This is a genomic window from Longispora urticae, assembly GCF_053902585.1.
Window position 1 is genome coordinate 23,441 of the sequence record NZ_JAQZSH010000046.1, and the last position, 23,832, is coordinate 47,272.

Annotated in this window: 27 protein-coding genes; 10 read left to right on the forward strand and 17 right to left on the reverse strand. The window is 72.4% G+C overall.

All coding sequences use genetic code 11. The features are described from left to right. Window position 1 precedes the first annotated feature (1 nt). Window positions 2–196 (reverse strand): hypothetical protein, encoded by a 195-nt coding sequence (locus PT931_RS32195; protein ID WP_197007549.1) that lies wholly within the window; start codon window positions 194–196, stop codon window positions 2–4. A gap of 247 nt (window positions 197–443) precedes the next feature. On the opposite strand from PT931_RS32195, the gene galE reads away from it, so the two are divergent. Together galE and PT931_RS32205 are read left to right on the forward strand one after the other, a co-directional pair. After that, complete coding sequence (gene galE / locus PT931_RS32200) at window positions 444–1,433, forward strand: UDP-glucose 4-epimerase GalE (protein ID WP_456249508.1); 990 nt, start codon at window positions 444–446, stop codon at window positions 1,431–1,433. Then, complete coding sequence (locus PT931_RS32205; protein WP_456249489.1) at window positions 1,433–2,857, forward strand: glycosyltransferase; 1,425 nt, start codon at window positions 1,433–1,435, stop codon at window positions 2,855–2,857. The genes galE and PT931_RS32205 overlap by 1 nt, the downstream gene beginning before the upstream one ends. A 96-nt stretch (window positions 2,858–2,953) precedes the next feature. On the opposite strand, the gene mutM is transcribed toward PT931_RS32205, so the two are convergent. The 9 genes from mutM to PT931_RS32250 all read right to left on the reverse strand — a co-directional run bounded on the left by mutM (window position 2,954) and on the right by PT931_RS32250 (window position 11,125). Then, window positions 2,954–3,802, reverse strand: a complete 849-nt coding sequence (mutM, locus tag PT931_RS32210; protein ID WP_456249490.1) for a bifunctional DNA-formamidopyrimidine glycosylase/DNA-(apurinic or apyrimidinic site) lyase — start codon at window positions 3,800–3,802, stop codon at window positions 2,954–2,956. A 199-nt stretch (window positions 3,803–4,001) separates the two neighbouring features. Then, window positions 4,002–4,721 (reverse strand): ribonuclease III, encoded by a 720-nt coding sequence (gene rnc, locus PT931_RS32215; protein ID WP_363728392.1) that lies wholly within the window; start codon window positions 4,719–4,721, stop codon window positions 4,002–4,004. A gap of 120 nt (window positions 4,722–4,841) precedes the next feature. Next, the gene (gene rpmF, locus PT931_RS32220) at window positions 4,842–5,015 is read right to left on the reverse strand and encodes a 50S ribosomal protein L32 (RefSeq protein ID WP_363728391.1); all 174 of its coding nucleotides are present in this window, start codon (window positions 5,013–5,015) and stop codon (window positions 4,842–4,844) included. Window positions 5,016–5,019: 4 nt separating this feature from the next. Further along, window positions 5,020–5,571, reverse strand: a complete 552-nt coding sequence (locus PT931_RS32225; protein ID WP_456249491.1) for a YceD family protein — start codon at window positions 5,569–5,571, stop codon at window positions 5,020–5,022. A 127-nt stretch (window positions 5,572–5,698) separates the two neighbouring features. After that, the gene (locus PT931_RS32230) at window positions 5,699–6,196 is read right to left on the reverse strand and encodes an SPFH domain-containing protein (protein ID WP_197007543.1); all 498 of its coding nucleotides are present in this window, start codon (window positions 6,194–6,196) and stop codon (window positions 5,699–5,701) included. A 12-nt stretch (window positions 6,197–6,208) separates the two neighbouring features. Further along, entirely contained in the window at window positions 6,209–6,688 is a 480-nt protein-coding gene (coaD, locus tag PT931_RS32235) for a pantetheine-phosphate adenylyltransferase (protein ID WP_456249492.1), read from the reverse strand. Window positions 6,689–6,760: 72 nt separating this feature from the next. Then, window positions 6,761–7,348, reverse strand: a complete 588-nt coding sequence (rsmD, locus tag PT931_RS32240; protein WP_456249493.1) for a 16S rRNA (guanine(966)-N(2))-methyltransferase RsmD — start codon at window positions 7,346–7,348, stop codon at window positions 6,761–6,763. 126 nt (window positions 7,349–7,474) lie between these two features. Next, window positions 7,475–9,646: an ATP-dependent DNA helicase RecG gene (recG, locus tag PT931_RS32245; RefSeq protein WP_456249494.1), complete on the reverse strand. Its 2,172-nt coding sequence runs from the start codon at window positions 9,644–9,646 to the stop codon at window positions 7,475–7,477. Further along, window positions 9,647–11,125, reverse strand: coding sequence for a DAK2 domain-containing protein (locus tag PT931_RS32250; RefSeq protein ID WP_456249495.1), 1,479 nt, complete (start codon window positions 11,123–11,125; stop codon window positions 9,647–9,649). 192 nt (window positions 11,126–11,317) lie between these two features. Here PT931_RS32250 and rpmB point away from each other — a divergent pair, with 192 nt between their 5' ends. The 3 genes from rpmB to PT931_RS32265 all read left to right on the forward strand — a co-directional run bounded on the left by rpmB (window position 11,318) and on the right by PT931_RS32265 (window position 13,289). Next, window positions 11,318–11,509: a 50S ribosomal protein L28 gene (rpmB, locus tag PT931_RS32255; RefSeq protein ID WP_197007537.1), complete on the forward strand. Its 192-nt coding sequence runs from the start codon at window positions 11,318–11,320 to the stop codon at window positions 11,507–11,509. Window positions 11,510–11,588: 79 nt separating this feature from the next. Beyond that, a complete protein-coding gene (locus PT931_RS32260) occupies window positions 11,589–12,461 on the forward strand; it encodes a polysaccharide deacetylase family protein (RefSeq protein ID WP_456249496.1) in 873 nt (290 codons plus the stop codon). Window positions 12,462–12,728: 267 nt separating this feature from the next. Beyond that, window positions 12,729–13,289, forward strand: coding sequence for an isochorismatase family protein (locus tag PT931_RS32265; protein ID WP_456249497.1), 561 nt, complete (start codon window positions 12,729–12,731; stop codon window positions 13,287–13,289). Between the two features lie 82 nt (window positions 13,290–13,371). Here PT931_RS32265 and PT931_RS32270 read toward each other — a convergent pair whose 3' ends face one another. Together PT931_RS32270 and PT931_RS32275 are read right to left on the reverse strand one after the other, a co-directional pair. Further along, window positions 13,372–13,830, reverse strand: coding sequence for a GNAT family N-acetyltransferase (locus PT931_RS32270; RefSeq protein ID WP_456249498.1), 459 nt, complete (start codon window positions 13,828–13,830; stop codon window positions 13,372–13,374). 11 nt (window positions 13,831–13,841) lie between these two features. Next, on the reverse strand, window positions 13,842–14,780 hold the full coding sequence (locus PT931_RS32275) for a thiamine-phosphate kinase (RefSeq protein ID WP_456249499.1): 939 nt from the start codon (window positions 14,778–14,780) through the stop codon (window positions 13,842–13,844). A 95-nt stretch (window positions 14,781–14,875) separates the two neighbouring features. Between PT931_RS32275 and PT931_RS32280 the strand changes: the two genes are divergently transcribed. Then, complete coding sequence (locus PT931_RS32280; RefSeq protein WP_197007534.1) at window positions 14,876–15,109, forward strand: Lrp/AsnC ligand binding domain-containing protein; 234 nt, start codon at window positions 14,876–14,878, stop codon at window positions 15,107–15,109. A 33-nt stretch (window positions 15,110–15,142) separates the two neighbouring features. Next, on the forward strand, window positions 15,143–15,691 hold the full coding sequence (locus PT931_RS32285) for a DUF3515 family protein (protein WP_456249500.1): 549 nt from the start codon (window positions 15,143–15,145) through the stop codon (window positions 15,689–15,691). A 52-nt stretch (window positions 15,692–15,743) separates the two neighbouring features. Here PT931_RS32285 and PT931_RS32290 read toward each other — a convergent pair whose 3' ends face one another. The 4 genes from PT931_RS32290 to PT931_RS32305 form a co-directional block, all read right to left on the reverse strand. Further along, window positions 15,744–16,838 (reverse strand): D-alanine--D-alanine ligase family protein, encoded by a 1,095-nt coding sequence (locus PT931_RS32290; protein WP_456249501.1) that lies wholly within the window; start codon window positions 16,836–16,838, stop codon window positions 15,744–15,746. 11 nt (window positions 16,839–16,849) lie between these two features. Beyond that, entirely contained in the window at window positions 16,850–17,947 is a 1,098-nt protein-coding gene (locus PT931_RS32295; RefSeq protein ID WP_456249502.1) for a cystathionine gamma-lyase, read from the reverse strand. A gap of 64 nt (window positions 17,948–18,011) precedes the next feature. Beyond that, entirely contained in the window at window positions 18,012–18,989 is a 978-nt protein-coding gene (locus tag PT931_RS32300; protein WP_456249503.1) for an NAD(P)H-dependent glycerol-3-phosphate dehydrogenase, read from the reverse strand. 11 nt (window positions 18,990–19,000) lie between these two features. Then, window positions 19,001–19,711 carry a lysophospholipid acyltransferase family protein gene (locus PT931_RS32305; RefSeq protein ID WP_456249504.1) on the reverse strand — a complete coding sequence of 237 codons (711 nt, stop codon included), beginning with the start codon at window positions 19,709–19,711 and terminating at the stop codon, window positions 19,001–19,003. A 106-nt stretch (window positions 19,712–19,817) separates the two neighbouring features. Here PT931_RS32305 and cofC point away from each other — a divergent pair, with 106 nt between their 5' ends. From cofC to PT931_RS32320, 3 genes are read left to right on the forward strand one after another with little or no spacing between them, the layout of a single operon-like run. Beyond that, entirely contained in the window at window positions 19,818–20,588 is a 771-nt protein-coding gene (cofC, locus tag PT931_RS32310) for a 2-phospho-L-lactate guanylyltransferase (protein WP_456249509.1), read from the forward strand. 42 nt (window positions 20,589–20,630) lie between these two features. Beyond that, window positions 20,631–20,828: a cold-shock protein gene (locus tag PT931_RS32315; protein ID WP_456249505.1), complete on the forward strand. Its 198-nt coding sequence runs from the start codon at window positions 20,631–20,633 to the stop codon at window positions 20,826–20,828. A gap of 18 nt (window positions 20,829–20,846) precedes the next feature. Next, a complete protein-coding gene (locus tag PT931_RS32320) occupies window positions 20,847–22,880 on the forward strand; it encodes an RNA degradosome polyphosphate kinase (RefSeq protein WP_456249506.1) in 2,034 nt (677 codons plus the stop codon). A gap of 69 nt (window positions 22,881–22,949) precedes the next feature. On the opposite strand, the gene PT931_RS32325 is transcribed toward PT931_RS32320, so the two are convergent. Further along, window positions 22,950–23,612 (reverse strand): HU family DNA-binding protein, encoded by a 663-nt coding sequence (locus PT931_RS32325; RefSeq protein WP_456249507.1) that lies wholly within the window; start codon window positions 23,610–23,612, stop codon window positions 22,950–22,952. Window positions 23,613–23,832: the final 220 nt, after the last annotated feature.

A 23,832-nucleotide genomic window follows, 5' to 3' on the forward strand; every position in this document is an offset into this window, starting at 1 on the left:
CTCAGGCCATGACCGGCTCGGAGAGGCGCAACAGCTCCTCCTCCGTAGATACCGCGGCAGCCAGCCGGTCGTTCTCGGCCCGCAAGCGGGTCATTTCGAACTCCAGCGCATGTACCGTCGCACGCAGTTTGGTGACCTCGTCGAGCAGCCGGCGATCGGGCAGGCTACCGACGTGGCCATAGAGGGCCTTCGCCATAGCATCTCCTTGATGAATAAATGTCGCTGAGTGCAGATGTGCCAGTTGGGCCAGACCCGCGCCTCGCCGCCGAATATCAGGCGCACGTGGGCGCGACTAGCGACCTCTATATCGTCCACCGCACCCCGTTGCAAGTCAAGTTAAGGTGAGTCACCTTGGCTCAACTCTGTAACGGTTATCTGTCCCAAGTCTGACAAACATACACTTACAGCGTGTGATCTTCGTTGTAACAGGTGTGGCATGGCTGGTGACAGGTGGAGCCGGGTATATCGGTGCGCACGTCGTGCGCGCGCTCATGGGTGCTGACCTGCGCGTCGTCGTCCTGGACGACCTGTCCGCCGGCAGACCGGCGCGGCTGCCCCCCGGCGTGCCGTTGATCCACGCCGACGTCCGGGACCGGGTGACGGTCCGTGACACGCTCGTCCGGTACCACGTGAGCGGAGTCATACACCTGGCGGCCCTGAAGAACGTCGCCGGCTCCTTCGACGACCCGCTGGGGTACCACCGGGGCAACCTCGACACCCTCGCCGACCTCCTCGAGGTGATGGTCGACCAGCGCGTCGGGCACCTCGTCTTCTCCTCCACCGCCGCCGTCTACGGCACCGGCGACTCGTACGCGGAGGACGCGCCGACCCGGCCCGGCAGCCCGTACGGCCGGACGAAACTGGCCGGCGAGTGGCTGATCCGCGACGTCGGGGCCGCCTCCGGGCTGCGGCACGCGATCCTGCGGTTCTTCAACGTCGCCGGCGCCGGCGCCCCCGAACTCGCCGACACCGGGGGCGACAACCTGCTCCCCCGGCTGCTGCGCGCCACCGCCGAGGGCGGCAAGGCCACCGTGCACGGCACCGGGCACCCGACCCCCGACGGCAGCTGCGTCCGGGACTACGTGCACCCCGCCGACATCGCGGACGCGCACGTGGCCACCGTGCGGGCCCTGCTGGACGGGGACCTGACCGCCGACACGTTCAACGTGTCCCGCGGGGTCGGCGTGTCCGTCCTCGACCTGATCGCCGCCGTGGAACGGGCCACCGGCCACCCGCTGCCGTACGAGGTCGGAGAGCCCCGGGCCGGCGACCCGCCGAGCGCGGTGGCCGACCCGGCGCGGATCCGGGACCGGCTCGGCTGGCGGGCCCGGCGCACCCTGGACGACATCGTGGGGTCCGCGTGGGCCGCCACGGCCGCCGGCCTGCGGATCGCCCGACAGCGCCGCCCGCACGACGTGGCCACGACGCTCTGATGCTGCGGGTGGCGCTGCTGGTCGACCGGGTCGGGCACGAGGTCCTCGACCTGCTGCGCGGGCTCCGTCGGCACGAGTTCCACCTGGTCACCCTGGACGAACCGGTCCCGTTGCCCGACCGGGTGTGGGCGTCCCGGGGCGCGCTGCCCGGCAACGTGCTGTCCCGGACCCACGTGCCGCACCGGCTGCCGGTCGGCGGCCGGACCGGTGCCGGAACGCCCCGTCCGGGCGCGGGGTCGGCGGGAAGTGGTTGGCGGCAGCTCGGCCGGGGGACGGCCGGGTCGTCCGGGCGGACGGGGTACTGGGGGATCCGGGAGACGGCCGCGCGGCACGTGTGCCGGGGATACCCGCGCGCGGAACACCGGGCCACGGACACCGGCTCCGGATCCGACTCCGGTTTCGGATCCGACCCCGGCCCCGGCCCCGGCTTCAGCTTCGGCCCCGGCTTCAGCTTCGGAGCCGGCCGCGGCGCGGGCCCCGACTTCGGATCCGGCCACGGCGCGGGCTTCGGCTCGGGCTCGGGCTTCGGCTCGGGCTCGGGCTGGGGCTCGGGCTTCGGCTCGGGCTTCGGCTCAGACTTCGACCCGGACTTCGACCCCGACTCCGGCTTCGGATCCGGCCAGCGGTCCTCCCCCGGTTTCCGCCCCGCCGCCGACGCCGACCACCGGCTATTCACCACCGGCCTGCGGATGCTGTCCGGGCTGTCGGCGCCCGAGGACGGCTGCGGGGACAGCCCGATCAGGCCGGTCGTCGGCCCGCACCCCCTCGGCGGCGTCCGGCTCGACGCGCTCGGGGCCGAGTCGCTGCCCGTCGAGGAGGCCGCCGCCCTGCACGACGCGCTGCGCCCCCTCGCGCTGCGGCTGCCCCCGGTGCACGTCGTGCACGCGATCGGGGTCCGGGCGGGGCTCGCGGCGTTGGCGCAGAGCTGGCGGCGCGGGACGCCGTACCTGCTGAGTGGGGTCGATCGGAGTGAGCCCTTCGGGAGGCTGTGCCGCGAGCGGGCGCACCGGGCCCTCGATCCGCGCCCGGTGCTCGACCCCACCGACTACCCGCCCCGGCGCGCCGAACCCGACGAGCCGGCCGTCGTGCGGGTCGGCGGCGGGACTCCCCTGGGCTCCGCGCACTACGCGCGGGCCACTGTGGTCGAGGCCACCGGCGGGGTGTCGTTCCCCCTGGTGGAGGCCATGATGTCCGGGCTACCGGTGGTGGCGGTCGAGGGCGACGGGGTCGCGGAACTGGTCGGCGACGCCGGGCTCGTGGTGCCCGCCGCCGGCCTGCGCGCGGCCACCGACCGGCTGCTCGCCGATCCCGCGGCGCGCTGGCAGCTCGGGTTGCGCGCCCGGCGGCGGGCCCTGGAGCGGCACGCGCTCGGCCCCTGGCTCGCCGCCCACGAGGAGCACTACCGCGCCGCCGCCGGCTCCTGAGCCACCGCCGCGCCCGACTCCAGAGCCACCGCGCCCCAGCCGGCTTCCGAACCGCCGCCCCGTCCGGCTTCCGAACCGGCGCGGCCGGCTTCCGAGCTACCGCGCCGCGGCCGGCTTCTGACAGGTCGGGCACGAGTACGCGGAGCGGTTCATCCACGGCTCCCGGCGGATCGGGTCGCCGCACCGCTTGCAGGGTTCGCCCTCGCGGCCGTACGCGTTGATCACGAGCGAGAAGTAGCCGCCCTGCCCGTTGACGTTGACGTACTGCGAGTCGAAGCTCGTACCCCCCTGGATCACGGCCTCGGCGAGCACGTCCCGGATGTGGCCGAGCAGCTCGGCGACCTTCTCCTCCGACAGCTCCGCCACCGGGTGCGCCCAGTGCAGCCGGGCGCGCCACAGTGCCTCGTCGGCGTAGATGTTGCCGATGCCCGAGATCAGCGTCTGGTCCAGGAGGGACCGCTTGACCTCGGTCTTCTTCCGCCGGAGCCGGGCGCTGTACTCCGCGTCGTCGAACAGCGGGTCCAGCGGGTCGCGGGCGATGTGCGCGACGCTCGCCGGCAGTTCGGCGCCGCCGTCGGCATAGTCCAGGTACCCGAAGATGCGTTGGTCGACGAACCGCAGCTCCGGCTGGTCGTCGGCGAAGGACAGCCGGACCCGCAGGTGCTTCTCGGCCGGCTCGGCGGCCGGCTTGAGCAGGAACTGGCCGGACATGCCCAGGTGGCACAGCAGGGCGTCCCCGGAGTCCAGCGGCAGCCACAGGTACTTGCCGCGCCGGGCCGTGCCGGTGATCGTCCGGCCCTTCAGGAGGGCGGCGAAGTGGTCCGGTCCGGGCTCGTGGTTGCGCACCGAGCGGGCGTGCAGCACCTCGACGGCCGCGACGGACCGGCCGGGCAGCCAGCGGTCCAGTCCGGCCCGGATGGTCTCGACCTCGGGGAGTTCAGGCATGTGACGAGTTTCGCACTGCTGTGCGACGCCCGGCCACCCGGCCGCCGACCCTGGGACCGTGCCCGGCCGCGTCGCCGGTCGACGTGGCACCCCGGGCCACCGAAGCGGCGGGCCGCCCGGCGACGGCGCCCGGAGCACCACCGCACTCCGGGCCCGCGAAGAGAAAGAGCCGCACCCACGACGGGTACGGCCCCCTCGGCTACTCGGTGACCGGCGTCCGGTCCGACAGGTCCCGCCACGCCAGCTCGGCCGCCCGCTGCTCGGCTTCCTTCTTGGTCCGACCGCCCCCGGCCCCGAACCGCTCCCCGGCGACGACCGCCCAGGCCGTGAACGTCTTGGAGTGGTCGGGCCCCTCCTCGGCGATCAGGTACTCCGGCACGCCGAACCCGTGGGTCGCGGTCAGCTCCTGGAGGCTGGTCTTCCAGTCCAGGCCTGCGCCCCGCTGCGAGGCGGCCTCCATGACCGGGTCGAACAGGGTGTGGATCACACCGGTGGTGACCTCCAGCCCGTGCTCGAGGTAGATCGCGCCGAGCATGGCCTCCAGGGTGTCGGCCAGGATGCTCGACTTGTCCCGGCCGCCGGTGGCCTCCTCGCCCTTGCCCAGGTAGAGGTACTCGCCGAGCCCGTTCGGGCCCAGGTCCCGGGCGACCTCGGCGAGGGCGCGCATGTTCACGACGCTCGCCCGGAGCTTGGCGAGCTGGCCCTCGGGCAGGTCGGGGTGGTTCAGGTAGAGGGCGGTGGTGACGACCACGCCGAGGACGGAGTCCCCGAGGAACTCCAGCCGCTCGTTGGTCGGCAGGCCGCCGTTCTCGTAGGCATACGACCGGTGGGTCAGCGCCCGTTCGACCAGGCTCTGTTCGAGTCGCACGCCGAACGCGGCTTCCAACAGACTCAGCGCTGGTCGGTGATGGGCGGCCATCGGTCCCCTCTCGTGCAGTAGCGGATTCCCAAAAGGGACATTACCGGCATAGGTAAAAAGTTAAGGGTTGCCCACGCGCATCACTGCGCGTGGACAACCCCGAAAACTACGGAGAGGTGTTTAGACCTCGACGACCTGGCGGCCGTTGTACGTGCCACAGGTCGGGCAGACCGCGTGCGGCAGCTTGTCCGACTTGCACTGCGGGCACGCCACGGTCGAGACCGCCTGGGCCTTCCAGTTGGCCCGGCGGGACCGGGTGTTGCTGCGCGACATGCGGCGCTTCGGAACGGCCACGTCTCTACTCCTCAGATGCTTTGATCTTGCCAAGCGCGGCCCAGCGTGGGTCAACCGCCTCATGGCTGTGGTCATCAGGCAGATCGTCCCAGTGCACTCCGCACTCGGAGCACAGGCCTGGGCAGTCCTCACGGCACACCGGATTGGTCGGCAGGGCCAACACCACCGTGTCCCGCAGCGTCGGCTCGAAGTTGATCAGGTCACCCTCGATCCGACTGACCTCGTCCTCGTCGGTGGTCTCCGCCGTGGTGCTGTCCGGGTAAGCGAACAGCTCCGAGAGGTAGACCGCCTTCGTGGTGACGATCGGACGCAGACACCGGCCGCACTCGCCCTCGAGCGGCACGGTCGCCGTGCCGCTCACGAGGACTCCCTCGGAGACGGACTGCAACCGCAGCTCGAGCGTGAGCTCGGAACCGGCGGGAACGCCGATCAGCTCCACGCCGAGATCCGCCGGCGCCGGGACGGTGCGACGCAACTCACGCATGGCGCCAGGGCTCCGCGGCAGCTCCCGGGTGTCCAGGACCAGCGGTGCTTTGGCATCAAGATGAGTAGACATGCTTCCGTCTGCGGGCGTCGAAGAATCTCGACCCGGATAGGCCGACGAACCAGGTTACCTGACCAGTGCGCCGGCACCCAACTCGGCCCGGAGCCGGGAACCGCCCCACACAGCCACCCGCACGAAACTAGAACGGAAGCGGACGATCCCCGTCATCGGGGGTGAACGACCCGATCTCACGCAGAGCGTGCATCTTGTCGCGGCCCCGTTCGATCGCGGCCAGCGCCTTCGTCAGGAACTGCTCGAAGTTCGCCAGGGTGGTGTCGACGTAGTCGTCCACCTCGTCGCGGAGCCGCTGCGCCTCCTGTCGGGCCTCCGACACCAGCCGGGACGCCTCGTGCTCGGCGGACACGGTGATCTCGTTCTGCGACACCAGCCGCGCGTGCTCCGCCTCGGCCTCCGAGACGATCCGGTCGGCCTCCCGCTGGCCCGCGTTGATGATCTTGTCGCGCTCCTCCAGCAGGGCCTGGGAGCGCCGGAGGTCCGCCGGGAGCTCCCCGCGCAGCTCGTCGAGGAGGGCGATCATCTCGGAGCGCTCGATCACGCAGTTGCTGCGCGACATCGGCATCGAGCGCGCAGCCTCGACGTACGTGACCAATTCGTCGATCCGGTCGAGCGGGTCCACCTGACGCCTCCCCTAAGCCTGAGCGAACTTGTCGACCAGCCGCGCGGCGACCACGTCCGGCACATAGGCCGAGACGTCACCGCCCCACTTCGCCACTTCCTTGACGAGACTGGACGCGATGAAAGAGTAGAGCGGATTGGTGGCCATGAAGAGCGTCTCCACCCCCGCGAGTCCGAGATTCATCTGCGCCATCTGGAGCTCGTAGTCGAAGTCGCCCGCGACCCGCACGCCCCGGACGATCGCCCGCACGTCGTTGGCCTTGCAGTAGTCGACGGTGAGGCCCCGGAACGCGTCCACCCGGACGTTCGGGAGATGGGCCGTCGTCGCGCCCAGGAGTTCGAGCCGCTCGTCGAGGGTGAACAGACCGGCCTTGGTGTCGTTGATGGCGACGGCGACGACGACCTCGTCGAACAGGCGGCTGGCCCGCTCGACGATGTCGAGATGTCCCTTGGTCACCGGGTCGAAGGACCCCGAGCAGAGCGCACGATTCACGAGGCGGACCGTACCAAAGACCGGGGCCGGGCGACGGTCCGGCGCGCTCCCCCCGAGGCGACCGCCGGACCGTCACACGGGTTCGGACTCCTCCGCGGCGGCCTCGTGACGCGAGTACCACAAAGTGGTGTCGCCGTACTTCCGTGGCTTGTCCGCCACCAGCCCCGGCGGCCACTCCGGCTCGGCCGACCGCTTGGCCCGCTCGACGACGACCACGCCGCCCTCGGTCAGCCAGCCGTGCCGCACGAGTCCGGCCAGCATGGAGGCCACTTCGGAGTCGGTGACCGCGTAGGGCGGATCGGCGAAGACGATGTCGTAGGGGGCCGGGGGCGCGCTCTGCACGACGTGGTCGACCTTGGAGACCATGAGCTCCACCGAGCCCGTGGCACGCAAGGTCACAATGTTGTCACGAATGGTCCGGGCGGCCCGGGCGCCCGCCTCGACCAGCAGCACGTGGGCCGCGCCCCGGCTGTACGCCTCCAGGCCGATCGCGCCGGAGCCCGCGTACAGGTCGGCGAACCGGGAGCCGTCGACGCCGATCCGGCTCTCGAGTGCGCTGAACAGGGCCTCGCGCACCCGGTCCGAGGTCGGGCGGGTGTCCTGCCCGTCGGGGACGGCGAGCCGTCGTCCGCCATGGGCTCCGGCGACGATCCGGGTCATCGGGTGAGTCCTTTCCGGCCTTATTCGTTCTGCGTTCTGACGGTACACGCGCGTTGCGCCGTCACGACCACTGCGCGTGACTCTCCCGGGCCCGACCGGGCGGGCCCCCTGCGGGCGGGAAGAGCCTCAACCCTTTTCGAGGTACTCCGCGCGGTCCTCCGCCACCAGGGTCGCCACCGTGGCGGCCAGTACCGGATGGCGCTCGAGTTCCAGGTCCGTCGCCAGCAGCTCGGTCGCCGCGGCCCGCGCCTCGGTGATCAGGTCGGCATCCTTGATCACGGACAGCAACCGCACCGCCGAGCGCTTCCCCGACTGGGCCGCGCCGAGCACGTCGCCCTCGCGGCGCTGTTCCAGGTCGAGTTCGGCGAGCCGGAACCCGTCCGTCGTGGACGCCACGGCCGCGAGCCGTTCCCCGGAGGGCGACTCCGGCACGGCCTCGGAGACGAGCAGGCACAGCCCGGGCGCGCTGCCCCGGCCGACCCGGCCGCGCAGCTGGTGCAGCTGGGAGACGCCGAACCGTTCCGCGTCGAGGATCACCATCATGGTCGCGTTGGGCACGTTGACCCCGACCTCGATCACGGTGGTGGCGACGAGGACGTCGAGGTCGCCGGCCGCGTAGGCGCGCATCACCGCGTCCTTGTCCTCGGCGGGCATCCGGCCGTGCAGGATGCCGACGCCGAGCCCCTTGAGCGGGCCCTCGGCGAGTTCCGGGGCCACGTCGAGGACCGCGAGCGGGGGTCGCCGGTCGGTCGCGCCTCCGGGCTCCTCGTCGCCGATCCGGGGACACACCACATAGGCCTGGTGGCCCTTGCCGACCTCCTCGCGGATCCGCGCCCAGCCCCGGTCCAGCCAGCGCTGGTCGCCCATTGGCACCACGTGGGTGGCGATCGGGGACCGGCCGGCGGGGAGCTCGGTGAGCGCGGAGACCTCCAGGTCGCCGTAGACCGTCATGGCCACGGTGCGCGGGATCGGGGTGGCCGTCATGACCAGGGTGTGCGGGGGCTGGTCGGCCTTGGCGCGCAGGGTGTCGCGCTGCTCCACGCCGAACCGGTGCTGCTCGTCCACGACGACGAGGCCCAGGTCGGCGAAGTCGACGCCCTCGGAGAGCAGCGCGTGGGTACCGATGATCAGGCCCGTCTCCCCCGCCGCGAGCCCGGCGAGCACCCGGCGGCGGGCGGCGGCGCCCAGGGAGCCGGTCAGCAGCTCGACGCCGAGCGCGGCGGATCCGCCGAGCATCCCGGCCAGGGCCTTCTCGTCGGCGCGGGCGGCCAGCGGGCCGAGGAGTTCCACGATGCCCCGGTGGTGCTGGCCGGCGAGCACCTCGGTGGGGGCCAGCAGCGCGGCCTGCCCCCCGGAGTCGACGACCTGGAGGATGGCCCGCAGCGCGACGAGGGTCTTGCCGGCGCCGACGTCGCCCTGGAGCAGCCGGTGCATCGGGTGCTCGGCGGCCAGGTCCGCGGCGATCTCCCCGCCGACCTGGACCTGCCCGTTCGTCAGGGTGTACGGCAGCGACTTGTCGAACGCCGCCAGCAGCCCGTCGGCGCGCCCCGGCCGGGCCTTCGCGGGCCAGTCGGCGGCCCGTTGCTTGCGCTGCACGAGCGTGACCTGCAACGCGAACGCCTCGTCCCACTTGAGCCGCTTCTTGGCCGCGTACAGGGCCTCCTTGGTCGACGGCCGGTGGATGTCGCGGAGCGCGGTGTCGAGGCCGACGAGTTTGCGGGCGGCGCGCAGGTCGGACGGCAGCGGGTCGGGCGGGGCGGCCACCATCTCCAGGGCCAGCCGGACGCAGCGCGAGATGGTCCAGGTGGGCAGGCCGGCCGCCGCCGGGTACACCGGGATGATCGCGCCCGCGAACTCCTCGATCTCGTTGGCGGCGTTCTCGTCATCGGGGTCGAGCAGGACGTATTCCGGGCCGTTGAGCTGCCGTTTCTCCCGGAACTCGGTGACCTTCCCCGCGAACAGGCCCCACTTGCCGACCTTGAGTTCGCGTTCCCGCCACGGCTGGTTGAAGAAGGTGGCGGTGATGGTGCGGATCCCGTCGCCGATCAGCACCTCCAGGATGCTGCCCCGGCGCTGCTTCATCTGCTTGGCGGTGACCCGCTGCACCTGGGCCATCAGGGTGACCTGGTCGCCGATCTCCAGCGCCGCGAGGTCGGTGTGCTCGCCGCGCTCGTCGTACCGGCGGGGGTAGTGCCGCAGCAGGTCGCCCACGGTCCGCAGGCCGAGCGCCTTCTCCAGCGGTCCGGCGGCCGCGCCGACGATGCCCTTCAGCGGGGTGGCGAGTGTCGCCTTCTCCATCTACTCGACCCCGATCAGCAGTGGCTGGGACTGTCCCCCCGGATAGGCCCGGGCCTCCACGAACGGCCACTTGCGGGCCAGGTGCGCGAGGAGTTCGGCGCCCAGGTCGTCGGGGACGTCCGCGCCGAGCAGGAGGGTGACCAGTTCCCCGCCGGCGGCCAGCACCCGGTCGAGCACGGTCACGCTGGCGGTGGCCAGGTCGTGTCCGACGAGGTTCACCTCCCCGTCGACGAGGACGACGATGTCGCCCGCGTGGCAGGGCCCGGCGATGGTCATGGCGTCGCGGGTGGCGACGGTCACCTCCGCGTACCGGCAGGCACCGGCGGCCTCGGCCATCGCGATCACGTCGTCGTCGAACGCGCGGCCCGGGTCGTGCACGGCCAGCGCGGCGAGCGCCTGCACCGGGGAGCGCAGCGGGATGACCCGGTCCCCCTTCCAGCCGGCCGGGGGCGTACCGAGCGCGATCACCGGGCCGGTCACCCCGTCGGTGCTGGTCAGGACGCCCTCGGCGGCGAGCAGCTCGCGCAGGCCTTCGCCCTCGACGAACGCGACGACACTGCGGGCGGTCGGCGGCTCGTCCTCGAACCGGGTGACCCGGATCTGGTACGGCCGGCCCGCCTCCACCCCGGCCTCGATCGCGGCGCCGACGTCGTTGACGTGCGCGTGCACGTTCCAGGAGCCGTCCCCGGTGCCGACGATCACCACGGAGTCGCCGAGGTCACAGAGGATGTCGCGGAGCGCCCCGGTGTCGGGCGCGTCGAGCAGGTACTGCACCTCGTAGGCGTACTCCTGGGAACCCGCCTCGCGGGCCGTGAGCAGCAGGGTCGGGTCGGCGGCCACCCGGGCGAGCGGCGCGCGGGCGGGCGCGACCCCGGTCACGACCTCGACCAGCGCGTTCAGGAAAAGGACCAGCCCACGGCCACCGGCGTCGACCACCCCGGCCCGGGCGAGGGCGGGCAACTGCTCGGTGGTGTGCGCGAGGGCGACCTCGGCCCCGAGCGCGGCGGCGGAGGCCACGGCGGCCAGGTCGTCGGAGTCGGACTCCTCGGCGGCGTCGGCGGCGGCCCGCGCCACGGTCAGCACGGTCCCCTCCACGGGCGTGGACACGGCCGCGTACCCCGTGGTCACGGCCGCGCGCAGCGCCCCGGCGAGCGCCCGGCCCCGGGCGTCCGGGCTGACGGAGAGCGCGTCGGCGATCCCGCGCAGCAACTGGGACAGGATCACGCCGGAGTTGCCGCGCGCGCCGAGCAGGGCGCCCCGGGCCATGCAGTGCAGCACCTTGCCCAGTTCGGCCAGCTCCGGTTCGGCGAGGAGCGCCCGTTGCGCGGAGTCGAGGGTGAACACCAGGTTGGTGCCGGTGTCGCTGTCGGGCACCGGGTACACGTTGAGGTCGTTGATCTCGCGTTGGTGCCGGCGGAGCGCTGCGAGCGCGGCGGCGCACCAGCGGCGCACCGCACCCGCGTCCAGACTGTCCAGCACGACTAGTTACCCTAGCGGAGATCCCGGTGTGTGTTTCGTGACCTGCTGTCCGGTCCGCGGGGAAGACCGTGACCCGGATTGGAAGTTCCGCCCCCCTGTCAGGTAACCTTGCCGGGTTGCCCTGCACCCCGGGCGACCGTGTCTTGCTGCGACCAACGCGCGGCCGGAAGTGACTGATCCAGGAGAACAATCATGTCTAGCGTGTGCGACGTCTGCGACAAGCGGCCGGGCTTCGGCCACAACGTGCCTTGGTCGAAGAAGAAGACCAACCGCCGCTGGAACCCGAACATCCAGACCGTGCGTACCCCGGCTGGTGGCGGCAACACCAAGAAGGTCAACGTGTGCACCTCCTGCCTGAAGGCCGGCAAGGTCACGCGCGCCTAGTCTTCGCTTTCCGATCCGCCCGCGACCCCTTGATCAACTGGGGTGGCGGGCGGATTTTTTTACAGTACTCTTGCTTTTCGTGCGCCCCCTTCACCCGAGGGTCCTGCTCGTCGCCATCCCCGTGTTCCTGGGGCTCGCACTGACCAGCTGTGGACCACTGCCGACCCCCGAGGCCAGGCCCGGCCCGTCGTCCGGCACCAGCTCGACCCCGTCGGGCTCGCCCCGGCCGACCGCTCCGCGCCCCACGCCGGAGGGTGCGCGCACCTCCCCGCCGGGCCCGCAGCGCCGCAACCTCGCACCCGCCCTGAACGGCAAGCCGATCGGCCCCGGCGGCTCGCTGCAGGGCACCGGCAACGCGTCCGTGGCGCTGACGTTCGACGACGGCCCCGACCCGGTGCACACCCCCGCGCTCCTGGACACCCTGAAGCAGAACCACGTGCGGGCCACGTTCTGCCTGGTCGGCAAGCGGGCGAAGGAGTATCCGGCCCTGGTCCGCCGGATCGTCGCCGAGGGCCACACCCTGTGCAGCCACTCGTGGCAGCACCGCGACGACCTGGGCGTCCTGCCCGACCCCGAGATGCTGCGCGACCTGACCGACACGAACGACGCGATCCGCGAGGCCGAGCCCCGCGCCCGGATCCGCTACTTCCGCGCCCCCTACGGCAAGTTCACCAAGCGCCTGGTCGACAACGCCGCCACCCTCGGCATGAACTCCATCTTCTGGGACATCGACGACCTCAGCTACAAGGACGACCAGCACGGCACCGGCGACGCGATGGTCGCGTTCATGTCCAAGCGGCTGCGCACCCTGATCCGGCCGGGCACGATCGTGCTGTCCCACGACTTCGGGCGCCCGCAGACCCCGGTCACCTACCGGAACATGCTGCCGTGGCTGCGGACCCAGTTCACCCTGGAGCCCCTGCCCGTCACGGACCTCCCGGACGAACGCTGACCGGGTCCCACCGGTAGTCCCGACCGACCCCCGTTCCGGGCCGACCCGTCGCCTCGGGGACGGCCGGCTCTCCAGGGACGCCCACACCACGAAGACCTCAAACCATCATCTGATTACGGTGGGCGGTGACCGGTGTCCGGAGGCACTCCGCCGCCGGCAACGGCCCTGGCCGGGGAGCACGCGGCCGTCCGCTCCCGGCCGGTCGGAGTTGTCGGCGGGCCGGGATACGGTGGCGGGGCAGGTGTCCAGCGGGAGCAGAGGAAGACCATGACCACACTTGAGAACCGGCCGAACACCGCGCTCCTCGTCGTCGACGTGCAGGCCGGCGTCGTCGAGGGGGCGCACGGGCGCGACACGGTCGTCGCGAACATCGCCACCCTGGTCGACCAGGCCCGGCAGGAGCGGGTGCCGGTCGTCTGGGTCCAGCACAGCGACGAGGAGCTGGTCGAGGGCACCGACGGCTGGCGGATCGTCCCCGAGCTGACCCCGGACCCGGCCGAGCCGTTGGTCGGCAAGAGCTACGGCGACTCCTTCGAGGACACCGCGCTGGAGTCCGTGCTGGCCGGGCTCGGGGTCGGGCGGCTCGTGGTCGTCGGCGCCGAGACCGACGCGTGTGTGCGGTCGACGCTGCACGGCGCCTTCGCCCGGGGGTACGACGCGACGCTGGTCAGCGACGCGCACACCGCGGGCGACAAGTCGGCCTGGGGCGCGCCGCCGGTCGCCCAGGTGATCGCCCACACGAACCTGTACTGGACGTACCAGACGGCTCCCGGGCGCACCGCCGGCACGGTCGAGACGAAGGACGTCGACTTCGGCGCCTCGCACTGAGGTCGGCGCGCCGGAGGCGTCACCGCCGGCCGCGCGCAGCCCCGGATCCGGCCGGCCCCGGCCCGCCTGGCGGTCGGGAGGTCTAGAGGACGCGGCCCAGGAAGACGGCGTTCGGGTAGTCCTTGTAGTGGCCGTAGGGCTCGATCGGGTCGTAGCCGCACTTCTCGTACAGGCTGATCGCCTCGGGCTGCTTGAGCCCGGTGTTCAGGATCAGCCGGGTCCGACCGGCGGCCCGGGCGCTGTCCTCCACGGCGCCGAGCAGCGCGATGGCCACGCCGCGGCCCCGCACCGCGGGCACGGTGTACATCCGCTTGAGTTCGGCGTCGTCCCCGGCCTCGGAGCGCCAGCCCGCGCAGCCGACCGGCTCGCCGTACTGCCAGGCGGTCAGGAAGTCCCCGCGCGGCGGCGCGAACTCGGCGGGGTCGACGGACGCCGCGTCGGGGCCGCCGTACCGCTCGGTCTGGTCGAGGTAGATCTCCTCGAGCAGCCGCTGGACCACGGGATCGGTGTACGGCAGGGCGCGGAAGACAAGATCGCTCACAGTCAACAACCCTATCGGAAGTGGTCCCAGCCCTTCTGGCCCACGTACCTGCGGCCGTCGACGGTCACTCCGCCGCCGTGGCTGACCCGCCCGATCACGTGCCAGTCGTCGGTCAGGTCCGCGTACGGCGGGAAGGTGGCCGCGAGCGCGTGGTCGTCGCCGCCGGCGAGTACCCAGCTGAAAGGGTCCACGCCGAGCGCCTTGGCCGCGTCGACCATCGCGGCCGGCACGTCGAGGGACGCGCGCTGCACGTCGATGGCGACGCCGCTGGCGGTGGCGATGTGGCCGAGGTCGGCGAGCAGCCCGTCGGAGATGTCGAGCATCGCGGTCGCGCCCAACGCGTTGGCCTGCGGGCCGGCGGCGTAGTGCACCTTGGGGTGCCGGTACGCGTCGACCAGGAGTTTCGGGGACCGGAAGCCCCGGGACAGGATGGTCAGGCCCGCGCCCGCGTAGCCGAGGCGGCCCGCGATGGCCACCACGTCCCCGGGGCGGGCGCCGCCGCGCAGCACGGGTTTCGCGCCCCGCAGGTCGCCGAGCGCGGTGACGGCGATCGTCAGGACGGGGCTGGCGGAGATGTCGCCGCCGACGACGACGGCCCCGGCGAGCGCGGCCTCGGCGGCGAGCCCGTCGGCGAGTTCCTCGGCCCAGGCGACGTCGAGGTCGGGCGGGCAGCACAGGGCGACGAGCAGCGCGGTCGGGTGGCCGCCCATGGCAGCGATGTCGGCCAGGTTCGCGGCGGCGGCGCGGCGGCCGATCTCGGTGCCGCTGGCCCAGTCGCGGCGGAAGTGCCGGCCCTCGACGAGGACGTCGGTGCTCGCGAGCACCCGGGCGTCCGGGGCCGCCACGAGCGCGGCGTCGTCACCGGGTCCGAGGAGCACTCCCGGTCCGGTACCCAATCGGGCGGTTATTCGGGCAATCAACCCGAACTCCCCCGTCTTGGCGACTGTCATTTCCGCACTCCCCTGCGCTCTGCGATCCGAATCCTGCCCCGCTGCGGTAGTTTCACAGTTCATACCCTGTGCGTCGACGGCAAAGGAGTCGTGTCGTGGTCCAGGCGTACATCCTGATCCAGACCGAAGTGGGCAAGGCGAGGGACGTGGCCGCCGCGATCGTGGACGTCCCCGGCGTCGCGAAGGTGGACGCCGTCACCGGCCCGTACGACGTGGTGGTCCTCACAGAGGCCCAGACCGTGGACGAGTTGGGCAAGATGGTGGTGAGTAAGGTGCAGGCGGTCCCCGGGATCACCCGGACGCTCACGTGCTCGGTGGTGCATCTGTAGGTCCACCCCGGGCGTCGTACCCGAGGAGCCTGCGTGACCGATCCCGACCGGCGGGCCGCCGCGCGCACCGCCACGTTCGTCGCAGTCCCCGTAGCCATCGCCGTCGGCGTCGCCGCGCTGTGGTTCGCGAACCGGCAGGCCGCCCCCGAACCGCGCCCGACGTCCACGGCCGTGCCCAGCACCGGGGTCTCCGTGCCCGCCCTGCCCCTCGCGGGTGAGGACGTGTCGCGCTGCCGGGCCCTGGTGGAGGGTCTGCCGCCGGCCTTCGGGGACCTGCCGCGCCGGGCCGTGACCGGCAACGCGGGGCAGACCGCCGCGTACGGCGAGCCGGCCGTGACGCTGACCTGCGGCGGGCCGGCGACGACGTTCCCGCCCACGGGCACGCTGTTCCCGCTCAACGGCGTGTGCTGGTACGGGGAGCAGGCCAAGGACGCGAACGTCTTCCACACCGTGGACCGGGTGACTCCGGTGCGGGTGAGCATTCCGACGGCGTACCAGGGGGAACTCATCGCCGGGTTCTCCTCCTCGGTCGCCGCGGCCGTGCCGGCGGTGGCCACGCCTCCGGCCGCGTGCCTGAACTAGGACCCGCAGCCGGAGGGTGCGCGCGGCCGGTCGCGGTGCCGGCCCGCCAGGACTAACGCAGCCCGGTGCCCTTCCGCAACGCCGTCCGGATCAGCCGCGACACCAGCTTCGGGTACGGCAGCCCCGAGGCCGCCCACATCTGCGGGAACTGCGAGATCGGCGTGAACCCCGGCATCGTGTTGATCTCGTTGATGTAGACCTCCAGCTCGGGGGTCACGAAGAAGTCCACCCGGGCCAGGCCGGCGCAGTCCAGCGCGGTGAACGCCCGGACCGCGTACTCCTGGAGCTTCGCGGTGACCTCGGCGGGCAGGTGCGCGGGCAGGTCGTACTCGCAGGCGTCGTCCAGGTACTTGGTGTCGAAGTCGTACCAGCCCGACACGCTGCGCACCATCCGGATCTCCGAGCACAGGCTCGCCTCCGGGGCGCCGCCGTGCTCGCCCTCCAGCACGCCGCACTCGACCTCGCGGCCCACGATCCCGGCTTCGATGACCACCTTCGGGTCGGCCTCGCGGGCCTTGGCGATGGCGGCGTCCAGGTCGGCCCAGTCGGTGACCTTCGAGATGCCGATGCTGGAACCGCCCCGGGCCGGCTTCACGAACACCGGCAGGCCCAGGCGCTCCTTGTCGGCCTCGTCGAACTCCTGCCCGGGCCGCAGCACGGTCCACGGGCCGATCGGGAGGCCCTCGGCGGCCAGCAGCTTGCGGGTGAACTCCTTGTCCATGCCGGCGGCGGAGGCGAACACACCCGCGCCCACGTACGGCACGCCGGCCATCTCCAGGAGGCCCTGGATGGTGCCGTCCTCGCCGTACGGGCCGTGCAGGAGGGGCAGGACCACGTCGATGTCCGCCAGACCGGGCATGCCGGCGGTGGGCTCCAGCGCGACCACGGCGCCGCCGCCCCACAGTGCCACGGCCGCACCGGAGTCGCCGGTCACCTCGGGCAGCTCCCGGCCCTCGATCGCGAGGTTCGCCGGATCGCCCTGGGTGAGCACCCAGTGACCTTCGCGGGTGATGCCGATCGGCACGACCTCGAACTCGTCGGGGTCGAGCGCGGCGAACACGCTGCCCGCGCTGACTGCCGAAATGGCGTGCTCCGTGCTCCGACCGCCGAAGACGACCGCGACTCTGATCTTCCGCGCGCTGTTCACGGAGAGTCAATCTACCCGGCTGCGCGGTCCAGGGCGGCCGCGAGGTCGGCGAGAAGATCGTCGACATCCTCACACCCGCACGACAGCCGCACGAGGCCCTCGGGCACGTTCTCGCCCCACTGTGCCCGGCGGTCGGCCGTGGTGTGCAGCCCGCCGAAGCTGGTCGCCGGGTGCACGAGCGCCGAGTGGGTGAGAAACGCGCCGACGTGGGCGGCGTCGGGCAGCTCGAAGGACATCACCCCGGGGATCCGGCGCATCTGGCGCAGGGCCACCGGGTCCGTACCCGGCCAGCGCAGATTCGTCACCTCGGGCCGCTTCGCCAGCATGCCGTGCACCGCCGCCGCGTTGGCGCTCTGCCGGGCCAGCCGCAGGTCCAGGGTGCCCAGGGACCGGTGCGCCAACCACGCCTCGAACGGGCCCGGCAGGCCGCCGGTGTGGCTGCGCCAGGACCGCAGGGTGGCCAGCAGGTCGGGGTCGTTGGTGGCCACGTAGCCGAGGAGCAGGTCCGAGTGGCCGGTCAGGGCCTTGGTGCCGGACGCCACCACCAGGTCGGCACCCAGATCGAGGGGCCGCTGGCCGAGCGGGGTGGCCATCGTGTTGTCCACGGCGACCAGCGCGCCGGCCGCGTGCGCCTGCGCCGACAGGGCGTCGAGGTCGCAGACCGCCATGCTCGGGTTCGCCGGGGTCTCCAGCAGGGCGAGCCGGACGCCGGTGAAGTCGTGCTCCGCGTCGGTCGGGACCGCCCGGACCCCGATCCCGCGCGGCACCAGGTCCGCGTCGGCGAACAGGCGCACCCCGAAGTAGCCGTCGGCGGGGACGGTGACCGCGTCGCCGGGGCGGGTCAGGGCGAGCATCGCGGCGGACACGGCGGCCATCCCGTTGGCGAACACCAGGCAGCCGGCCGCGCCCTCCAGTTCGGCGATCGCGGACTCCAGGCGGCCCAGGGTGGGGTTGGTCTCCCTGCCGTACGCGTCGGGGGCCGCGGCCGGGCCGGTGACCGGGTCGAGGTGGTACGGGCCGGCGAACACCGGGCCGGGCAGGAAGGGCTGGCCGGGCACGGGCTCGGGCAGGCCGGCGCGGACCGCGAGGGTCCCGTCCCTGTACTCCACGGTGTCTCCTCTGATCAGAAGGGCCCGCCGGGCCGCACGCCCCGGCCCTGCAGCCCGGTCCCGGCTACTCCGGCTTGGTCTCGCGCCCCATCAGCGCCGCCAGCGCCTTGCGCGGATCCACACCCTCGTGGCACACCTGCTCCACCTGCTCGGTGATGGGCATCTCCACCCCGCAGCCGCGCGCCAGGTCCCGGATCGCCAGGCAGCTCTTCACACCCTCGACCGTCTGACGGGTACCGGCCTGCGCCTCCGCCAGGGTCGCGCCCCGCCCGAGCACCTCGCCGAACGCCCGGTTGCGGGCCTGGGGCGAGGAGCAGCTCGCGAACAGGTCGCCGAGCCCGGCCAGTCCGGCGAACGTCATCGGGTCCGCGCCGAGCTTCGCGCCGAGCCGGGCGGTCTCGGCCAGGCCCCGGGTGATGAGCGTGGCCTTGGTGTTGTGGCCGAGGCCCATGCCGGTGGCGATGCCGTACGCGAGCGCGATGACGTTCTTCACCGCGCCGCCCAGTTCGCAGCCGATGACATCGGTGCTGGTGTACGGCCGGAAGTACCCGTTGGCGACGGCGTCCTGGACGAGCTCGGCCCGGGCCGGGTCCTCGCACGCGATCACGGAGGCGGTCGGCTGCTCGGCGGCGATCTCGGGGGCCAGGTTGGGGCCGGTGAGCACGCAGATCCGGTCCGCGGACAGGCCGGCGGCCTCGGCGATCACCTGGCTCATCCGCAGCCCGGTGCCCAGTTCGATGCCCTTGGCGAGGCTCACGACGGTGGCGGTGGGCGAGATCAGGCTCCCCCAGGCGAGCAGGTTGTCCCGCAACGCCTGCGCGGGCACCCCGAGCACGACCAGTTCCGCGCCGTCGAGGGCCGCCCCGGCGTCGTCGGTGGCCGTGATGGCCGTCGGCAGCACGATCCCGGGAAGATAGTCGGGATTGTCGTGGAACCGGTTGATCCGCTCGGCGATCTCGGGCCGGCGGGCCCACAGGGTCACGTCGCTGCCGGCGTCCGCGAGCACCTTGGCGAACGTGGTGCCGAACGAACCGGCACTCATGACGACAGTCTTCACGCGTGGCCGCCCTTGTTCTGAGGGGAGTACAACTCCGGGGCGTGACCGCCGCGGATGTCCTGCAACAGGTCCCGGATCGCGTACATGATCTCGTCCGTCACCTCCTGGAGCACCTTCGTCGTCAGCGGCGAGTCCCGCCACCGGCTCAGGTCGACCGGCGGGCCGGCCACGATGGCCAGGTCGTTGCGGAACCGCAGCCCGACCTTGTGGGTCACCGGGTCGAACATCCGCTCCGGGCCCCACTGGGCCATCGGGATCACCGGGGCGCCCGTGGTCAGGGCCAGCCGGGCGACGCCGGTCTTGCCCCGCATCGGCCAGTACTCCGGGTGCCGGGTGACCGTGCCCTCCGGGTAGAAGATGACGATCTCGCCCCGGTCGAGGGCCGCCTCCGCCGCCGACAGGGCCTTGGAGGCGTCGGCGGTGTTGCGGTACACGGGGATCTGGCCGACCGCCCTGATCCAGGGGCCCACGACCGGGAGGTGGAACAGGCTCGCCTTGCCGAGGAACTGGGGCCACCGGCCGGCGTCGTAGACGTACTGCGCGAGGCCGAACGGGTCGGCCTGGGAGATGTGGTTCGCCGCGAGGATCGCCGGACCGGTCGCCGGAATGTGGCCCATGCCCCGGTAGTCCCGGCGGGTCAACGCCAGCACCGACGGCCTCACCACGCTCACGGCCATCCGTCGCCAGAACCCCAGCCTGCGGCCCATCCGCAACCTCCCTGTTTCCCTGTCTGCCTGCTGATCGTCCGCCATCACCGGCCCGCTGTCCATCGCGGGGTAGCCTGCCGGAGTGTCCCGTCCCGATCTGGGCCCCCTGGTCCCCGGCCCCCGTCCGGCCGCCCGCGACACCCCCGGCGGTGGCCCGTGGTGGTCGGTGGTCGTGCCGGTCAAGCGGGCGGCCCTCGGCAAGTCCCGGCTGCGCGGCGCGGTGCCGTGGGCCCGGCACGAGGATCTGGCCCGGGCGTTGGCCCTCGACACCGTCGCCGCCGTGGTGGCCTGCCGGGCGGTCGGGCGGGTGCTGGTGGTCACCGACGACGAGGAGCTGCGCGCGGCCCTGCCGCCCGGGGTGCTCGTCACGGCCGACCCCGGCGGGCCGCCGTCCGGCCCCGGCGGGCTCGCGGCCGACCCGGGTGGGCTCGCGGCCTACCTGCGCGGGATGGCGGCCGACCTGAGCGGGCTCACGGGCGAAGGCGGGCTGAACACCGCGATCCGGCACGGCCAGGCGGCCCTGGGCCCCCGGAACGGTCCGACCGCCGCGCTGACCGCGGACCTGCCCGCGCTCCGACCCGCCGAGCTGGCCGCGGCGCTCGCCGCCGCGCTGGGCCACCGGCGCTGCCATGTCACCGACGCGGCGGGCACCGGCACGACACTGCTCGCCTCCGCCGGGCCGCTGGACCCGTTGTTCGGTCCCGGTTCCGCCGCCGCCCACGTGCGGTCGGGCGCGGTGGCCCTGGTCGGGGACTGGCCGTCGCTGCGCCAGGACGTGGACACGGCGGCCGATCTCGGGGCGGCCGACGCGCTCGGGCTGGGCCGGTGGACCCGCGCCGTGATCGGCCGACGCGCGGCGGACCAGGTGTCGCCGTAACAATCGAAAAATCCTTGATCTGGTACCGCTAGGGTTGGCCCCATGCAGGGGACAGTCGCGACATGGAACGCCGAGGACCACTCGGGCACGGTGCTGCTCGACAACGGCCAGGAGCTGGACTTTTCCGCCGAAGCGTTCGACGCTTCCGGGCTGCGGCTGCTCCGCCTGGGGCAGCGGCTCCGTCTGGACACCGATGAGCAAGGTCTCGTTTACCGGTTGGCCATCCCGACGATGCCCTGATCTGGCCATGATGAACGGGTGACTGACGCACCCGATCTGCCCGCTGACCGGTTCCTCAACCGCGAGCTCTCGTGGCTCGACTTCAACGCCCGGGTCCTCACCCTCGCGGAGGACCCCCGGCTGCCGCTGCTCGAACGCGTCAAGTTCCTGGCCATCTTCGCCAGCAACCTCGACGAGTTCTACATGGTCCGGGTCGCGGGCCTCAAACGCCGGCTCACCATGGGCCTGTCGATGCACAGCCCCGACGGCCTGACGCACCGCGAGCAGCTCGAGAAGGTCGCGGCCCGGGGTTCCAGCCTGGTCGCCCGGCAGGGCCGGTGCTTCACGCACGAGGTGCTGCCGGCGCTGGCCGCCGAGGACATCCACCTGGTGACGTGGTCGGAACTGGGCGCGGCCGACCAGGAGCGGCTGCGGGCGTACTTCCGGGACCAGATCTTCCCCGTGCTCACCCCGCTGGCGGTGGACCCGGCGCACCCGTTCCCGTACATCTCGGGGCTGTCGCTGAACCTGGCGGTCGTGGTGCAGGGGCCCGACGAGAGCCCGGAGCGGTTCGCCCGGGTGAAGATCCCGAACAACGTGCCCCGGTTCGTGACCGTCAGCCCGGGGCGGTACCTGCCGGTCGAGGAGCTGATCGGCGCGCACCTGGACCAGCTGTTCGAGGGCATGACCGTCGTCGAGCAGTACGTGTTCCGGGTGACGCGCAACGCCGACCTGGACGTCGACGAGGACCGCGACGAGGACCTGTTGCAGGCCCTGGAACGCGAGCTGGCCCGCCGCCGGTTCGGCCCGCCGGTGCGGCTGGAGATCGCGGCGGGCGTCTCCGACCACGTGTTGGAGCTGCTGATCCGCGAGCTGGACATGGACGCGCACGACGTGCTCCGGGTGCCGGGCCTGCTGGACCTGGCGGGGCTGTGGCAGGTGTACAACGCCACGGACCGGCCCGACCTGAAGGACCGGCCGTTCGTGCCGGTGACGCATCCGCAGTTCGCGGACGGCGAGACGCCCAAGAGCGTGTTCGCGCAGCTCCGCGAGGGCGACATCCTGGTGCACCACCCGTACCACTCGTTCTCGACGAGCGTGCAGCGGTTCATCGAGCAGGCGGCCGCCGACCCGGGCGTGCTGGCCATCAAGCAGACCCTGTACCGCACCTCCGGCGACTCGCCCATCGTGGACGCCCTCGTCGCCGCCGCGCAGGCCGGCAAGCAGGTCGTGGTGCTGGTCGAGATCAAGGCCCGGTTCGACGAGCAGGCCAACATCGGCTGGGCGCGCACCCTGGAACGCGCGGGCTGCCACGTGGTCTACGGCCTCGTCGGGCTGAAGACGCACTGCAAGACCGCTCTGGTGGTACGTCAGGAGGGTGGCGTCCTGCGCCGGTACTGCCACGTCGGCACCGGCAACTACCACCCCAAGACGGCCCGGCTGTACGAGGACTTCGGCCTGTTCACCGCCGACCCGGAGGTGGGCGCGGACCTGACCGACCTGTTCAACCAGCTCACCGGCTACTCGCGCCAGACCGGCTACCGGCGGCTGCTGGTGGCCCCGGTGCGGATGCGTCCCGGGCTCCTCGAACGGATCGAGGCCCAGGCGGCGCTCGGGTCCGAGGGGCTGATCCAGTTCAAGACGAACTCGATCGTGGACGAGCAGATCATCGACGCGCTGTACCGGGCCAGCCAGGCGGGCGTCACGATCGACCTCATCATCCGGGGCATCTGCGCGCTGCGACCCGGGGTGCCGGGCCTGTCGGAGACGATCCGGGTCCGTTCCCTGCTGGGCCGGTTCCTGGAGCACTCCCGGGTCTACCGGTTCGGCCGCACCGACCCCGAGTACTGGATCGGCTCCGCGGACCTGATGCACCGCAACCTCGACCGCCGGGTGGAGGCGCTGGTCCGGGTGACCGGGGAGGCGTCCCAGCAGGCCCTGGCGCTCGCGCTGGACCTGTCGATGGCCGACGACGTCTCGACGTTCGAACTGGACGGCAAGGGCGTGTGGAGCCGCCGGGCCGCCGAGGGCCCGAACCCGCAGGAGGAACTGCTCCGCCGGATGAACGCCTAGACACGCGACAGGGCACCCGCCTCCATCCCCCAGGCGGGTGCCCTTATCAGCGTTCGTGCGGGGTGCTCTCTACTTCTTGGCGGCCTTCTTGGCCGGGGCCTTCTTCGCGGCGGCGGCGGGCTTGGCCGCGGCGACCTTCTTGGCCGGGGCGGCGGCCTTGGTGGCGGCGACCTTGGTGGCGGCGACCTTCTTCGCCGGCGCGGCCTTGGCTGCCACGGTCTTCTTGGCGGGCGCGGTCTTCGTGGCCGCCTTCTTCGCCGGCGCGGTCTTGGCCGCGGCGACCTTCTTCGCCGGAGCCGCCTTGGTGACGGCGACCTTCTTGGCCGGTGCCGCCTTCGCGGCCGTGGTGGTGGCCTTCTTGGCCGGAGCGGCCTTCGCGACGGCCTTGGTGGCGGTCTTGGTCGCGGCCTTGGCGGCCGGCTTCGCGGCGGCCTTGGTGGCGGTCGCCTTCGGCGCCTTGCCCGCAGCCACCAGCTCCTTGAAGCTGGCACCGGCGCGGAACGCCGGCACGTTGGTCTTCTTCACCTTGACGGCCTCGCCGGTCCGCGGGTTGCGTGCGGTGCGCGCGCCCCGGGTCCGCTTCTCGAAGACGCCGAAGCCGGTCAGCGAAACCTTGTCGCCCTTGGTGACCGCGTTCTGGATCTCAGCCAGTACCGCGTCGAGCGCCGCGGTCGCCGACTTCTTGTCCCCCAGCCGAACGGCCAGCGCCTCGATGAGCTCTGCCTTGTTCACGTATCCCCCTCAGAAGTTGCAGTGTGGTTCACACTGTTGTCATTCTGCGCGCACGTTAGGCCGGTTTGAGGCTGGATACAAATACCGATCGTAAGAGAATTGTTGTGTCGCAAGGATTTCCAACGCCCCCCGATAGTGGTAGTGGACGCGAAAACCGTTGGCACACAAGGAATCCCGAGCATAGAGGAGCCGGTCGACGCCTCGCGTCGACCGGCCCCCG